11 protein-coding genes are annotated in these 13,746 nt (G+C 56.7%); 10 read left to right on the top strand and 1 reads right to left on the bottom strand.

The window, feature by feature from the left end:
- Nucleotides 1-19: 19 nt before the first annotated feature.
- Nucleotides 20-1,015: a lipoate--protein ligase gene (locus tag ACI0FJ_RS06780; protein WP_424300812.1), complete on the bottom strand. Its 996-nt coding sequence runs from the start codon at nucleotides 1,013-1,015 to the stop codon at nucleotides 20-22.
- 247 nt (nucleotides 1,016-1,262) lie between these two features.
- Between ACI0FJ_RS06780 and ACI0FJ_RS06775 the strand changes: the two genes are divergently transcribed.
- The 10 genes from ACI0FJ_RS06775 to ACI0FJ_RS06730 all read left to right on the top strand — a co-directional run bounded on the left by ACI0FJ_RS06775 (nucleotide 1,263) and on the right by ACI0FJ_RS06730 (nucleotide 13,730).
- The gene (locus ACI0FJ_RS06775) at nucleotides 1,263-1,913 is read left to right on the top strand and encodes a succinate dehydrogenase/fumarate reductase cytochrome b subunit (protein WP_424300810.1); all 651 of its coding nucleotides are present in this window, start codon (nucleotides 1,263-1,265) and stop codon (nucleotides 1,911-1,913) included.
- Between the two features lie 13 nt (nucleotides 1,914-1,926).
- On the top strand, nucleotides 1,927-3,774 hold the full coding sequence (locus ACI0FJ_RS06770) for a fumarate reductase flavoprotein subunit (protein ID WP_424300807.1): 1,848 nt from the start codon (nucleotides 1,927-1,929) through the stop codon (nucleotides 3,772-3,774).
- 45 nt (nucleotides 3,775-3,819) lie between these two features.
- Nucleotides 3,820-4,581 (top strand): fumarate reductase iron-sulfur subunit, encoded by a 762-nt coding sequence (locus ACI0FJ_RS06765; RefSeq protein WP_424300804.1) that lies wholly within the window; start codon nucleotides 3,820-3,822, stop codon nucleotides 4,579-4,581.
- A 23-nt stretch (nucleotides 4,582-4,604) separates the two neighbouring features.
- The gene (locus ACI0FJ_RS06760) at nucleotides 4,605-5,444 is read left to right on the top strand and encodes a fumarate hydratase (RefSeq protein WP_424300801.1); all 840 of its coding nucleotides are present in this window, start codon (nucleotides 4,605-4,607) and stop codon (nucleotides 5,442-5,444) included.
- On the top strand, nucleotides 5,444-6,001 hold the full coding sequence (locus ACI0FJ_RS06755) for a Fe-S-containing hydro-lyase (protein WP_424300798.1): 558 nt from the start codon (nucleotides 5,444-5,446) through the stop codon (nucleotides 5,999-6,001). The genes ACI0FJ_RS06760 and ACI0FJ_RS06755 overlap by 1 nt, the downstream gene beginning before the upstream one ends.
- A gap of 664 nt (nucleotides 6,002-6,665) precedes the next feature.
- Nucleotides 6,666-8,324 carry a type VI secretion system Vgr family protein gene (locus tag ACI0FJ_RS06750; protein ID WP_424300795.1) on the top strand — a complete coding sequence of 553 codons (1,659 nt, stop codon included), beginning with the start codon at nucleotides 6,666-6,668 and terminating at the stop codon, nucleotides 8,322-8,324.
- Nucleotides 8,317-9,015, top strand: coding sequence for a hypothetical protein (locus ACI0FJ_RS06745; RefSeq protein ID WP_424300792.1), 699 nt, complete (start codon nucleotides 8,317-8,319; stop codon nucleotides 9,013-9,015). The genes ACI0FJ_RS06750 and ACI0FJ_RS06745 overlap by 8 nt, the downstream gene beginning before the upstream one ends.
- Nucleotides 9,016-9,054: 39 nt before the next feature.
- The gene (locus ACI0FJ_RS06740; protein WP_424300789.1) at nucleotides 9,055-11,412 is read left to right on the top strand and encodes a type VI secretion system Vgr family protein; all 2,358 of its coding nucleotides are present in this window, start codon (nucleotides 9,055-9,057) and stop codon (nucleotides 11,410-11,412) included.
- A gap of 13 nt (nucleotides 11,413-11,425) precedes the next feature.
- Nucleotides 11,426-12,979: a type VI secretion system Vgr family protein gene (locus ACI0FJ_RS06735; protein ID WP_424300786.1), complete on the top strand. Its 1,554-nt coding sequence runs from the start codon at nucleotides 11,426-11,428 to the stop codon at nucleotides 12,977-12,979.
- 64 nt (nucleotides 12,980-13,043) lie between these two features.
- Nucleotides 13,044-13,730 (top strand): hypothetical protein, encoded by a 687-nt coding sequence (locus ACI0FJ_RS06730; RefSeq protein ID WP_424300783.1) that lies wholly within the window; start codon nucleotides 13,044-13,046, stop codon nucleotides 13,728-13,730.
- Nucleotides 13,731-13,746: the final 16 nt, after the last annotated feature.

The following is a 13,746-nucleotide window of genomic DNA, read 5'->3' as shown; positions in this document are numbered from 1 at the left end:
GGGACTGACTGCATATTTTTCAGAAAAGACATTCCACCAGGGTTGGCGCGTCCACGCCCAGCACGTACTGGCCCACATTCACCCCGTCCAGAATGCGCAGCAGCGCTTCCCGTTCGTGCGGGCAGCCATGCAGCAGCGCTGCCAGATCGTCAATGGGGCGTTCGCCGAAAAAATCGCCGTATATGCGCGCTTCCTGAATGATTCCCCTGGATACGTTCAAGTGGGCTTCCACGGTGCCGCCCTTGGTGCGGGTGCTCCGTGTAAAGCCGTACGTGGGCGATTGACCGTAATTCCATTCCCAGGTTGCGTACTTCATTTTTTCCAGATCCCGGATGGCTTCCTTTTCCTCGGGCAGCAGATCCAGGGCTTCCACGTCCCGGCTGCCGGAGACCGCCTGTATCATCCGCCGGATGAACTCCGTAACATCCATAACGTCCCCGGACGGGTCGGCTTTGGGCAGATGCGACGAAATATTGGTAACGCGCTTGCGTATGCTCTTTACGGCCTTGTCGCTGTATTTTACCGGGTTGACCCGCAGTGCAGAGGACATGTCCGTCATCTGGGCGGCAAAAAGCAGGGTGCCGTGATGGAGAATACGGTCGTTTTCTATAAGCTGGGCATTGCCGGAAAACTTTTTGCCTTCAATGACCAGGTCGTTGCGTCCGTCAAAGGCGCAGGGCACGCCCATGCCTTGCAGGGCGCCCAGGACCGGCTCGGTAAAACGGTGAAAGTCGATGCCCTTGTTGGTGTTGCCCAGGTGCAGAAAGGTGAAGTTCACATTGCCCAGATCGTGGAATACGGCCCCGCCACCGGTCATACGCCGGATGACGGAAATATTGTTGGTGCGGACGTACTCCTCGTCTATCTCGGCAGCTGTATTTTGGTTGCGGCCCACGATGACTGCCGGAGCGTTGCGCCACAGCATGAAAACGTCCTGATCCGTATTGTGCAGAAGCCATTCCTCTGCAGCCAGGTTGAAACTGGGGCGGGTTTCCACGTTGTATATGTAGCGCATCTCTTCTCCTTGGCGCAGTATTGACGGACTTTTCATAAGTGAGAAATCACGCCATGTTTAGCCATTCCTTCCTGCGAAGACAAGCGATTGACAAAGGGGGCGTAACACCGCAGAATTTCACAACCTCGGAATCCTTGCCGAATGTTGATTCGCGGGGGAATCGGGGTGCGGAAAAGGTTTTTTTGCAGAGAGTATGTCTTTGCCAAAAGCCGTTTTTGTTTTCCTCATTTTTCATCGGAGGGGACGGATGTCTGTAGATTCAACCATGCATGTCGTGCTTCCAAGCAAGCGCGATGCGTTTTACGATTGGCTTCAGATGCTTACGGGCGCGGCACTCATACTTTTCATGTGGTGCCACATGATTCTGGTCTCGTCGGTTGTGGTCGGTTCCGGAGTGATGAACGCCATTGCCGGTTTTTTCGAGCGGACCTACATGGCGCAGGTGGGCGGACCGCTTATTTTCCTGTGTTTCCTTTTTCATTTTTTTCTGGCCGCGCGCAAGATTCCCTTTCGCGCAGACAGCCAGAAGATTGCCCTGGCCCATGCCAGGATGCTCCGCCACCGCGATACCTGGCTGTGGATCGTCCAGGTGGTGACCGCCATGGTGATTCTTATCATGGGCGCCATTCACATGTGGGTCGTGCTGACAGACCTGCCCATCACTGCCGCAAAATCAGCCGCCCGCATCCAGGGGGGCTTCTGGTTCGTTTTCTATCTCATCCTTCTGCCCATGGTCGAACTGCACGTCTCCATCGGCTTTTACCGCATAGGGGTGAAGTGGGGCTTTATTAAAAGTGCAAACAGGGAAGGCGCACACAAGGCCGAGAATATCCTGTTCGGCATTTTTATCGTCATCGGAATCATCACGCTCCTTCGCTTCCTGACCTTGACCGCATAAAAGGGACCACATCATGCAGACCTTCTATTCCGATCTCCTGGTCATAGGGGCCGGTCTGGCTGGCGAACGTATCGCCGCCGAGGTGGCCGGGGCCGGATTCAACGCCACGGTGCTGTCCATCGTGCCCGCCCGCCGTTCCCATTCGTCGGCCGCACAGGGGGGCATGCAGGCCGCACTCGGCAATTGCGCCAAAGGCAAGGACGACTGTCCAGACACTCACTTTGCAGACACGGTCAAAGGATCGGACTGGGGGTGTGACCAGGAAGTCGCCCGTCTGTTTGCAGACACCGCTCCCATAGAAATGCGGCGGCTGGCCCATTGGGGAGTGCCCTGGAACCGCGTTGTTCCGGGCAAGTCCTTTTATTTCAAGGGCGGGGAAAAGTTCGAAAAGTACGAGGAGCCGGAAAAGGAAGGGCTGATCACGGCCCGGTCCTTTGGCGGCACGGCCAAGTGGCGTACCTGTTATACCTCGGATGGTACGGGCCATGCGGTCATGTGCACCATGGACAACCGTTGCGCCCAGCTCGGCATTGACGTGCGCGACCGTTGCGAGGCCATTTCCCTTATCCATGACGGAGATGTCTGCCTTGGGGCTATTGTACGTTCTTTGCGTACAGGGCGGTTGGAAGCCTATCTTGCCCGGGCCACGGCCCTCTGTACCGGCGGGTTCGGACGCATCTACAAGGCCACCACCAATGCTGTCATCTGCCAGGGCGGGGGGCATATCATTGCCCAGGATACGGGGTTGGTACCTATCGGCAATCCCGAAGCCATCCAGTTTCACCCCACGGGCATTGTTCCCACGGATATTCTGGTGACCGAAGGGTGCCGGGGCGACGGCGGAACCCTGCTGGACGTGAACGAAGAACGATTCATGCAGATCTACGAGCCGGAAAAGGCCGAGCTGGCCTCGCGCGACGTTGTCTCGCGGCGCATGACCGAACACATGCGCGCGGGCAAGGGCGTGGTGGGCGCATACGGCGAGCACCTCTGGCTGGACATCCGCCATCTGGGCAACAAGCACATCTCCACCAAGCTGCGCGAGGTGGACGAGATATGCCACAACTTTTTGGGGATCGACCCGCACACCCAGCTTATTCCGGTGCGCCCCACCCAGCACTATACCATGGCGGGCATCCGTACCAACAAGGACGGTGCCGCGTACGGGCTTAAGGGACTGTTTTCGGCGGGCGAGGCCGCCTGCTGGGACATGCACGGCTTCAACCGTCTGGGCGGCAATTCCCTGGCCGAAACAGTCGTGGCGGGTGGCATAGTGGGCGCGAAAATAGCAGAGTTTCTTAAAGGGCACGACGTTGTTTTCAAGTCGTCCCTGGTACGTGATGCCGGAAAAAAACAGCAGGAACGCATCGACGCCCTTGTTAAAGGCGCGAACGGTTCCGAGAACGTGTACAAGGTGCGCACGGCCATGCAGGAAGCACTTATGGAAGGCTGCTTCGTCTTCCGCAACGGCAAGGATTTGGAAACCTGCGTGCGCACGCTCCAGGAAGTGTACGACCGGGCCGAAAGGGTGGGGCTGCGCTCCACAGGTGCCGGAGCCAACCCGGAACTGGCCGACGCCCTCAAGATAAAGGGGCAGGTCCGTCTGGCATTGAACATTGCCGTGGCGGCGCTGGCCCGCACGGAAAGCCGGGGCAGCCACACGCGTGAAGACTACCCCGAACGCAACGACAAGAAATGGCTCAAGCGTACCCTGGCCTATTGGCCGGAGGGCGCGGGCATGCCCAAGCTCAAGTACGAAGCTCCCACTCCCTACTATGAGATGCCTCCGGGAGAACGTGGATATGGCGGCGGTAAAATCATTCCTGCCGCTTCCACATCCATCAAGACCAAGCCCGAGTAACGCGTAAAAGCACGCACCACGCTCCACGCATAAGGACAGACCACAATGGGCAGACTGCTGAAGATAAACGTATTCCGCTACAATCCCGAGGACGACAAATCCTTTCCGCATGTGCAGCCGTTCGTACTGGACGAGACCGAGAACATGACCCTGTTTATTGCGCTCAATCGCATCCGCGAGGAGCAGGACCCCAGCCTGCAATTTGATTTCTGCTGCCGGGCCGCCATATGCGGTGCCTGCGCCATGGTCATCAACGGACGTCCCGGTTTGGCCTGCAAGACCAAAACCAAGGACCTTTCCGACGACATCACGCTGCTTCCGCTGCCGGTTTTCAAGCTGGTGGGCGATCTTTCCGTGGATACGGGCGTTTGGTTCCGGGAGATGTACGACAAGACCGAGTCCTGGGTGCACACCTCCAAACGGTTCGATCCTGCGGCCATTGAGGAGCGCATGGACAATGCCGTGGCCGAGGATATTTACGAGCTGGAGCGCTGCATCGAATGCGGCTGCTGTGTGAGCGCCTGCGGTACGGCCCGGTTGCGGGGAGACTTCATGGGCGCGGCCGCCCTCAACCGCATTGCCCGGTTTTTGGTGGACCCGCGTGACGAGCGGACCAATGCCGACTATTTTGAGGTTATCGGCAACGATGAAGGAATTTTCGGCTGTATGGGCCTGCTGGCCTGCGAGGACGTCTGTCCAAAGAACCTTCCGCTCCAGAATCAGCTTGGCTTTCTGCGCCGTAAAATGGGCATCACCGCTGTGAAACAGATTTTTTCTGAGCAGATTTTTCGCCGTAAAAGAAAATAGCGAAGCAATAACAAGGAGATATCATGCGCCTTATCGAAGCGCAGAAGGTCATCGACGCGGTGGCCAAACTGTGCATGGATGCCAACCGCTACCTGCCCGAAGACGTACGGCAGCGGTTCAGGGACTGTGCGGCAGCGGAGGATTCCCCGGCCGCCAGGGAAATCTTCCGCCAGCTTGAGGAAAACTGCCAGCTGGCCGCAGACTCGGGACTGCCTCTGTGCCAGGACACCGGACTGGCCGTTTTTTTTGTGGAACTCGGCGACGAGGTCAAGATCGACGGAATAACGTTGCCCCAGGCCATCAACGACGGTGTGCGCAAGGGCTACGAAGAAGGCTATTTGCGCAAGTCCTCGTGCGATCCGCTTACCCGTGCCAATCTGGGCGATAATACGCCAGCCGTCATCCATCTGGATATCGTGCAGGGCGACAGCCTCAAAATCAGCATGATGGCCAAAGGCGGGGGCGCGGAAAACATGTCCCGCGTCACCATGCTGGCTCCGGCCCAGGGCTGGGAAGGCGTGCGCAAGTTTGTCATTGATCGCGTGGCAGAATCCGGTCCCAACCCATGTCCGCCCGTTATTGTGGGGATAGGCATTGGCGGCACGTTCGAGCGCTCCGCCATCCTGTCCAAAAAGGCCCTGATGCGTGAAATCGGTGACATCAACCCTGATCCGCGTTTGGAAGAAAAGGAAAAGGCCCTGCTGGAAGACATCAACAAGCTGGGCATCGGCCCCATGGGCTTGGGCGGAAAGACCACCTGTTTGGACGTCAAAATCGCCATGGAACCCTGCCATATTGCCAGCCTGCCTCTGGCGGTCAATATTCAATGCCATTCGTCACGGCACAAGGAGGTTATCCTCTGATGGCCGAATACAAACTCACCACACCGCTTACCGATGCGGACATTGAACAATTGCAGGCCGGGGATGTGGTCAAGCTGTCCGGGACCATCTACACTTCCCGCGATGCCGGGCATAAGCGCCTTTTCGCACTGCTGGACGAAGGCAAAGAGCTGCCCTTCAACATCAAGGGGGCGCTCATCTATTACGTGGGGCCCAGCCCTGCGCCTGCCGGACGGCCCATCGGCTCCGCCGGGCCCACTACCAGCTACCGCATGGACTCCTTTGCTCCGCGTCTGCATTCCCTGGGGCTCAAAGGCACCATCGGCAAGGGCAAGCGTGATGCGGGTGTGAAGCAGGCGCTCAAGGACCACACGGCGGCCTATTTTGGTGCAACAGGTGGCGCGGGCGCGTTGCTTTCCCAGTGCATCAAGGAAGCCGAGGTCATTGCTTTTGATGATCTTGGACCGGAAGCCCTGCGCAAGCTGACTGTGGAGGATTTTCCCCTGTTGGTTATCAATGACTGTCATGGAGAAGAACTTTATGCGGTGCCGGATCGAAAAGCGGCAGGCATAGAGTAGGTTAGGTTTACGGCTGCGCGATTTTTGTCCCCAGCGGCGTTGAAAAGGGGCATTGAGGACCGGGATGGAGGTATTACTCCTATCCTCGGTCCTCAATGCCCCTTTTCGCCTGGCTGGAAACAAAACTTACACAGCCGGGGAAAGCGGGGGATATTCATAGGCCAGATAAAGTTGTCAGAAAAGTAGCTTTACTATCCGCGTACCGAAACACCTTTTTTTGCCTGTCCGGCCACGAAATTTATGCAGGCGCGGGGGGAAGTATAACCAAGCTAAAAGATGAAATGTATAAGCAGTCGTGAAAATGGCGGAAGTACGATTGCGGAATTCAGCCCCGGTTCTCGCCGCGTATGTACGGCTATTGCAGCCACTGTCCTTATCTCTTTGCTATTTCTCCTGAAAAAGCATGGACTTGTTCCACTCTTCTCGTGTATATTCTTTCTGCCTCTTTGACATCCCCCCAATTCTTTTATTTTGCGGCGTTTTTCTGCCGCGAATTGGTGGGGGATAGTTTTCTTCTGTGAACACCCCCCAAATTTTGATATGTTCGCGATGCTTTCGTACGGTTGGTTTTGTAAAGGAAACTGTGCCTATCGTTGCAATATGTAATTGATGCCGCTGGTCGCCTGGCGACCTGTGGCGACGAGTGACACCTTGGGGAGCGTGTATGGCAGCCTTCACAGACCGTCCGCCTAAGTTTACCTTCACCAGTTCGGCCTTTCCCGACGACACGTTTACCGTCGTCCATTTTCAGGGCTCCGAGGGATTATCCTGGTGTTACGACTTTGAAATCGAACTCGTCTCCGATCAGCGTGATCTGGATTTGGAGGAGATTGTTTCCTCACCTGCCTGCTTCACCATCAAGCGGGACGGGCAGGGGGGCGATGTTCCTTTTCACGGTCTGGTGTCCCGTTTTGAGCAGCGCCACTATGTGGGCGGATACGCCTTTTACCGTGCGCGCCTCATGCCCCGGCTGTGGTGGCTGCATTACACCCGGCACAATCAGATTTTCCTGAACAAGTCGCTTGAGGAACTGCTTTCGGCCCTGCTGGACGATGCGGGATTCTCCGGCGCGGATTACGGCTTCTCCTTGGTGGAGGACTATGGCGATCCGTACGAATATGTCTGCCAGTACGGGGAGAGTCATCTGAATTTCTTTTCCCGCTGGCTCCAGCATCAGGGGCTGTACTACTACTTTGAGCAGGATCAGGGCTTTGACAAGCTCATGGTGACGGACAACCGCCATGTGCACGGCAACATGGCCCAGGGGAAGGACCTGAAATACGCGCCTCCCTCCGGCCTCACTTGGAGCGCCGTGGACGAGGTCCTTGTGGACTTCAAGGCGCGCGTCAGCCAGGTGCCTGCAAAGCTCACGTCCAAGGACTACAATTACCGGACACCCTCGCTGGATCTTACGGCAGAGGTGGATGTGGTTTCCGATGGGCAGGGTGAGGTCTACCTTTACGGCCAGCATGCCCGTACCAAAAAGGAAAGCCAGCGTCTGGCCGAGGTCCGTGCCCAGGCCCATCGTTGCCGCCAGATGCGTTATCTGGGGCGCGGCTCCGTGCCCTATGTCCGTACCGGATACATCTTTTCCCTCAAAGACCACTACCGTGACGACTTCAACACGTCCTACATGGTCATCCGTGCCCAGCACGAGGGCCATCAGGTGGGGTATCTCATTTCCGGTCTGCGCAGCGTGCTTTCCAAACGCGAGCAGGAAATGGACTACCGCAATTCGTTCGAGGCTGTGGACTCGTCCGTTCAGTATCGGTCGCGCCTTACCAGCCGTAAACCGGCCATCCAAGGGTTTCTCAGTGCCAAGATTGATGCCTCGGGAACGGGCCAGTACGCCCAGCTCGACGAGTGGGGCCGCTACAAGATCAAGCTTCCCTTTGACGAAAGTGGACGCGGTGAGGGTAAGGCCTCTGCCTGGATGCGGATGATGCAGCCCTACCAGGGAACCAACTATGGAATGCACTGCCCGCTGCACAAGGGGACGGAGATAATGCTAACGTTTGTGGAAGGCGACCCGGACCGGCCTATAATCGCCTCTGCCGCGCCCAACCCGGAAAAGTTCAGTCCGGTCACGTCGGCCAACTCCAGCCAGTCCATGCTTCGCACCGGTGGGCAAAACATGTTGCGCATGGAGGACAAGGCGGGCAAGGAGCAGATTTTTGCCACTACGCCAAACGCCGGAACATACTTTACAATGGGTGATCCGGCCGGGGGCAAGCCGCCCGAAATACCGGGCTTCGACGGTTTGGACGAACACATGAAGGCCGCTCAGGAGCAGGCCAAGGCAATGGAGAACAAAAATGGCTGATGGTGATGATCCGAAAAAAGGGTTTATGTGGGGAACCGGCGGACATTCTGAGTCGTTTGTGCTTGGGGATTATTCCATTCTCATTGGCGGCATATCCAACTCTGTTTTTGTTGGCATGTCCAACTCTGTTTTTGTGGGCGCAAAGCTTTCGCTTACCACGCCGTTCAGTCTTTCCCTGTTGCTTACGGCAAAAAAGGCCAGCTTTACGTTCAACTCGGTCTCCGCGACCTTGTGGTCCAAGTCGTACGATGGGGAGGGCTGGGTTGTGGGTTGTTTGAACACTGTGACGTTTGGGGCTGGATCGGCCATACATGGTATTTACAACAAAATTCGCGGTAACCGCACCCAGGCCAACGGTGCCAACACCCAGGCCGTGGGAACGGTGGAAAAGGCCGTTGGTAGCAAGGTGGATGCCCTGGCCAACAAGGCCAAGGCCAAACTGGCCGCGCTGGAGGCCAAGGTGCAGAAATTGGAAGCCGAGGCCAACCGGGTGAAGGTGGATGGGGTGACCGCAGACACCATTGCCAGCGAAATTGAAAACGCGGCCAATGAAATCAAAACGGCTGGCGCGGAGATGATGAATGCCGGAGCCATCATGCTGAGCAGTGCTTCGGAAAGCAAAACCGGCGGAGCGGCCCTGAAAAGCGCGGGGGCGGATATATCCAATGCCGGGGAGACCATGTATATTTGATCCTGCACCGTAATGGCGGGGGACTCTATGGAGACTGTAATGGCTTTTTTTGACAAAGCGCCTCAGTTCACCTTCGTTTCCAGGGGGGGGCCGGGTGATTCATTCGCCGTGGTGTCGTTCAAGGGCGTTGAGGGACTGTCGTGGTGTTATGATTTTGAAATCAATCTGGTATCCTCCCGCCGCGAAATCGACATGGAGGAAGTGCTTGCCAATCCCGCCACGTTGACCATCAAGGCAGGGGAGCAAAGCTATCCTTTCCACGGCGTGCTGGCCTCGTTTGAACTGCTGCGCGAAGTCTCCGACTACGTATTTTACCGGGCGCGGCTCATGCCCCGGTTCTGGTGGCTTCACTACACGCGCAATGACCAGATTTTTCTCGATAAAAGCCTGGAGGACATCCTTGACTCGGTTTTGCGCGACGGCGGGTTGCAAAAGAACGATTTCGACATCCGGCTCAACGAATCCTACGACCCGTACGATTATGTCTGCCAGTACGGGGAAAGCCACCTGAATTTCGTCAGCAGGTGGATGGAGCATTGGGGACTGTATTACTTTTTCGAGCAGACGCAGCAGGGCGACAAGCTGGTCATTACAGATTCCAAATCCACCCATGCTCCGGCGGAACACGGTGAAACGCTCAAGTATTCCCCACCTTCCGGCCTGGACGCCTGGAGCATGGACCAGACGGTCCGTTCCTTCAATTGCGTGCAGACCCTTGTGCCCAAAAAATTGCAGACAAGGGATTTCAACTACAAGACGCCTTCGCTCGACATAAAGGGCGAGGCGGACATCAGCGACAAGGGACGCGGCGAGGTCAACCTGTACGGGCAATGTGCCAGGAATACCAAGGAGAGCAAGCGGCTGGCAGCCATACGGGCCGAGGAATACGCTTCCCGCAGGCAGCGGTTCCAGGCCGAAAGCTCCATTGCCTCGGTGCGCACTGGGTATCTTTTCACGCTCAAGGATCACTACCGGGACGATTTCAATCGCCAGTATCTGGCCGTGCGGGTGGAACATTCCGGTTCCCAGGCTGGGTACATGGTTTCCGGCCTGCGCGACGTGCTCTCCAATGGGGAGGCGCAAAGCCAGTACCGCAACAGGTTCGAGTGCATCCCGGCTGACGTGCAGTACAGGCCGCGTTGCGAATCGAGGCGTCCGGTCTACAGCGGGGTGGCCCCGGCGCACATCGATGCTTCCGGCAATGGAGAGTATGCGGAGCTTGACGAGCAGGGACGCTATACCGTGCGTATGCCGTTCGACGAAAGCGACCGTCCCGGCGGCAAGGCCTCGCACCAGCTGCGCATGGCCCAGCCCTACCAGGGCGAAGGCTTTGGCATGTCCTGCCCGTTGCACAAGGGCACGGAAACACTTGTCTCCTTTATGGAAGGCAACCCGGACTACCCAATTATTGCCGCAGCCGTGGCAAACCCGGAAACGCCCAGTCCCATCACATCCGCCAACCAGACCAAGGCGACCATAAAAACCGCGGGACAGAACCACATGACCTTCGAGGACAAGAAGGATGGCGAACGCATCCTGCTGCAAACCCCGAACGCCAATACCTGGGTACGCCTCGGTACGGCCAATGATCCGTTTGGTACGCCCAATGATCCGTCGTTGGATATTCCGGATATTATTGAAAGGCTTGACAATGCAGCAAAGGATGTAGGCGATGCGCTGAAAAAGGCCGGGAAGTGGGTCATAACGCCTAAAGGCAACAAACCGGACGGGTATTTCTGGGGGACTGCCGGAAATTCAGGGGAAACCGCCCTCGGGGATTACAGCGTCAAGGTCGGCGGGCTGAGCTTCAGCCTTACAATGGGCATGACCAACAAGGCCTACGGTGGCATGGTCAATTCGCTTTCTTTAAGCTGGGATCATTCCACCACCTTGGGGGTGAGTTCGAGCATTATTTTGAGCAAGATGTCCATGACGATATTCAACCAGGCGTACAAGGGGGACGACTTTAAGGGCGGCCTCAAGAAAACATTTCTACAGGGCTGGGGAAACAAGGTTGCAGCCGCACAGACGGACGTGTCCACAACCAGCCAGGACGTTGGCCTTGCCTTGCAGCAAGTACAGGCCCAGGCCACGGAAATAGCCGGAAACAAAATGCAGTCCATTGCGGACGAACTTTCGGCCAAGGCGAACGACCTGGAACAGCGGCTGGCCAGGGTTTCTGCCAGTACCCAGGAAACATTGGTGCACACCGATGATATCAAAACGTCCCTTACCAAGGTGAAGAGTGCCGCCAACTCCGTTAAATCGGCCGGTAACGCTTTGAAAACAGCCGGGAGCAGCATGGAGAACGGCGGCACTGGCGTGACGAATACCGGATCTTACATGGTTGTGGCCGGGTCCAGGATGAAGAGCGGCGGCATTATCATGATAAACTGAGGCTGGAGAGAGCATGCAATACCTTACCAACGAGCCCATGTTTGCGTTTGTATCGGATTCCCTTGCTGATGACACTTTCGGTGTGGTCGCCTTTACTGGGACCGAGCAGATCTCCCGCTGTTATGAGTTTGACATCGTCCTGGTGTCCACGAACAAGAATCCCGACCTGCCCTCCATAGTATCTTCTCCGGCTCGCCTGGAGCTCTTGCCGGACGGTGAAAACAGCGAAAAACGTGTTTTTCACGGCATGGTCACGGAGTTTGAGCAGGATAGGGAATTCAAGGAATTTGCCCTGTACCGGGCCAAGCTTATGCCGCGCCTGTGGGGGCTGCATTTCATTCGGCGCAATCAGGTTTTTCTGGATAAAAGCCTGCCCCAGCTGGCCGAGCAGATTCTTGCCGACGGCAATTTTTCCGCTGACGACTATCGCCTGTCTCTTTCCGCGCAGTACGAGCCATACGAGTTTGTCTGCCAGTATGACGAAAGCCATATGAATTTTTTCTCCCGCTGGATGGAACAGTGGGGGCTGTTTTATTTCTTCGAGCAGGACCAGGAGCGGGAACGTCTGGTTGTGACGGATGACAAGAATTTCCTCTCCATGGGGCCAAAATTGCGCTACCGCAAGCCCAAAGGACAGCGTGCGCCCGAAGGCGAAGAAGTGGTGTACGAATTTTCCGAACGCTTGAGCCAGCTGCCCAAGTCCCTGCGGGTTAAAGACTACAACTACCGTACTCCCTCGCTTGAACTGAGCGGCAAGGCCGATGTGGACGAATTCGGCATGGGAGAGGTTTTTCTTTTCAACCAACGGGCCAGAAATCAGTCCGAGAGCGACCGGTTGGCAACATTGCGCGCGGAAGAATACGCCTGCCGCAAAGTGGTGTTTCCGGGAAAAAGCACCTGTTCCGGCATTATGGTTGGGCAGGGCTTTTCCCTGAAGGAACATTTTCAGCCCGACCTGGACGGCAACTATCTTGCCCTGAGTGTGCATCATCAGGGGGCGCAGATTTCGCATCTGGGCTCCGGGCTGGCCTCTTTGTTTCCTGCATCCGAACGTTGGTCCGGGTACCGCAACAGTTTCGAGGCCATGCCGTTTGATGTGCAGTACAGGCCCCAACTCAGCAGTGAAAAGCCGCTCTTCAAAGGCGTGTTGCCTGCCCATGTGGATGCCTCGGGCACGGGGCAGTATGCGCAGCTGGACGAGTGGGGGCGCTACAAGATCCGGCTGCCGTTCGATACTGCCGGACGTGGCGGCGGCAAGGCATCGCACTGGGTGCGCAAGGCCGAGCCCTATGCCGGAGGCGGCTATGGTATGCACTTCCCGCTGCACAAGGGGGCGGAGGTTATGCTGGTGTTTACCGGGGGGGATCCGGACCGGCCCATGATCCTTGGCGCGGCAGCCAACCCGGAATGCCCCAGCCCGGTGAATGCCTCCAATCAGACGCAGAACGCCATTACCACGGGCGGAAACAACAAGCTGTCCATGCAGGACAAAAAAGGCAGTGAGCAGATTTTGTTCCATTCCCCAAAATCCGACACCTACATCAAGCTCGGGAATATCGATGACTGACATGGCATTCGCAGAATTCATTCCCACAATCGTCCTTGAGCGGCAGGCATAATGGAGGAAGCACATGGGCAAAGACGGATATCTGATTCATACCAAAGGTGACTACAAAGGAGCCGTGAAAGGCAACTATGATATCAAGGTTGGCGGTATTTCCAACAGCATAGTGTTGGGAGCGATCAGCGTCTCCATCCTGGGCGGTGCCAGCGTTAAATGGGTAACAGGCTTGGATTACAGTATTTCTCTTGGGAGAAGCGCATCAATTACCTTTGGGTCTCTGGGTGTGAACATTCTGAAGTCCAGCAGCTACAATGGCGAAAATTTTTTCGCCAGCCTGGGCCGGACGTTCATTTGGGGATTCAAGGACAAGGCGGCGCCCGAGGAAATAACCCTGGACGGTAGCAATACCAAGGTTGCGGTCAACAAATCCAAGGTGCGGGGCCAAGCCACCAAAGCGGCGGCGGACAGGGTCAATGCCCTGCTTGATGACGTGAACGCAACCATGCAGCGCACGGAAGCAGCCGCCAGCAATGTCAAGAGCGACATCACAAAAATCAAGAGCGACGCTTCCCAGATCAAGTCGTCTTTGTCCAAGGTCAAGGTGGCAGCCACCAAGATGAACAACGCAGCCACCAAACTGGAACAGGCCGCACAGGATACGGGTGCATCCGGCACGCAGGTGCGGAACGTCGGGGCTGCCATCAGAAACGCCGCAGACCACTTGTCCACGGCGGCGACCACGTTCCTAGGCTAATCATAAAGGGGCTGAA

Origin of the sequence: Desulfovibrio sp. 7SRBS1, assembly GCF_049723905.1 — a bacterium.
In the GTDB taxonomy this organism is placed as follows: Bacteria; Desulfobacterota; Desulfovibrionia; order Desulfovibrionales; family Desulfovibrionaceae.
The sequence above is the reverse complement of the archived record's forward strand: the minus strand, read 5'-3'. Positions and strand labels throughout refer to the sequence as shown.

Bases quoted from the DNA above. Each gene is read 5' to 3' on its own strand.
- ACI0FJ_RS06735 (WP_424300786.1), top strand. From the start codon at position 11,426: ATGCAATACCTTACCAACGAGCCCATGTTTGCGTTTGTATCGGATTCC.
- ACI0FJ_RS06730 (WP_424300783.1), top strand. From the start codon at position 13,044: ATGGGCAAAGACGGATATCTGATTCATACCAAAGGTGACTACAAAGGA.
- ACI0FJ_RS06750 (WP_424300795.1), top strand. From the start codon at position 6,666: ATGGCAGCCTTCACAGACCGTCCGCCTAAGTTTACCTTCACCAGTTCG.
- ACI0FJ_RS06740 (WP_424300789.1), top strand. From the start codon at position 9,055: ATGGCTTTTTTTGACAAAGCGCCTCAGTTCACCTTCGTTTCCAGGGGG.
- ACI0FJ_RS06765 (WP_424300804.1), top strand. From the start codon at position 3,820: ATGGGCAGACTGCTGAAGATAAACGTATTCCGCTACAATCCCGAGGAC.
- ACI0FJ_RS06780 (WP_424300812.1), bottom strand. From the start codon at position 1,015: ATGCGCTACATATACAACGTGGAAACCCGCCCCAGTTTCAACCTGGCT.
- ACI0FJ_RS06755 (WP_424300798.1), top strand. From the start codon at position 5,444: ATGGCCGAATACAAACTCACCACACCGCTTACCGATGCGGACATTGAA.
- ACI0FJ_RS06775 (WP_424300810.1), top strand. From the start codon at position 1,263: ATGTCTGTAGATTCAACCATGCATGTCGTGCTTCCAAGCAAGCGCGAT.
- ACI0FJ_RS06760 (WP_424300801.1), top strand. From the start codon at position 4,605: ATGCGCCTTATCGAAGCGCAGAAGGTCATCGACGCGGTGGCCAAACTG.
- ACI0FJ_RS06745 (WP_424300792.1), top strand. From the start codon at position 8,317: ATGGCTGATGGTGATGATCCGAAAAAAGGGTTTATGTGGGGAACCGGC.
- ACI0FJ_RS06770 (WP_424300807.1), top strand. From the start codon at position 1,927: ATGCAGACCTTCTATTCCGATCTCCTGGTCATAGGGGCCGGTCTGGCT.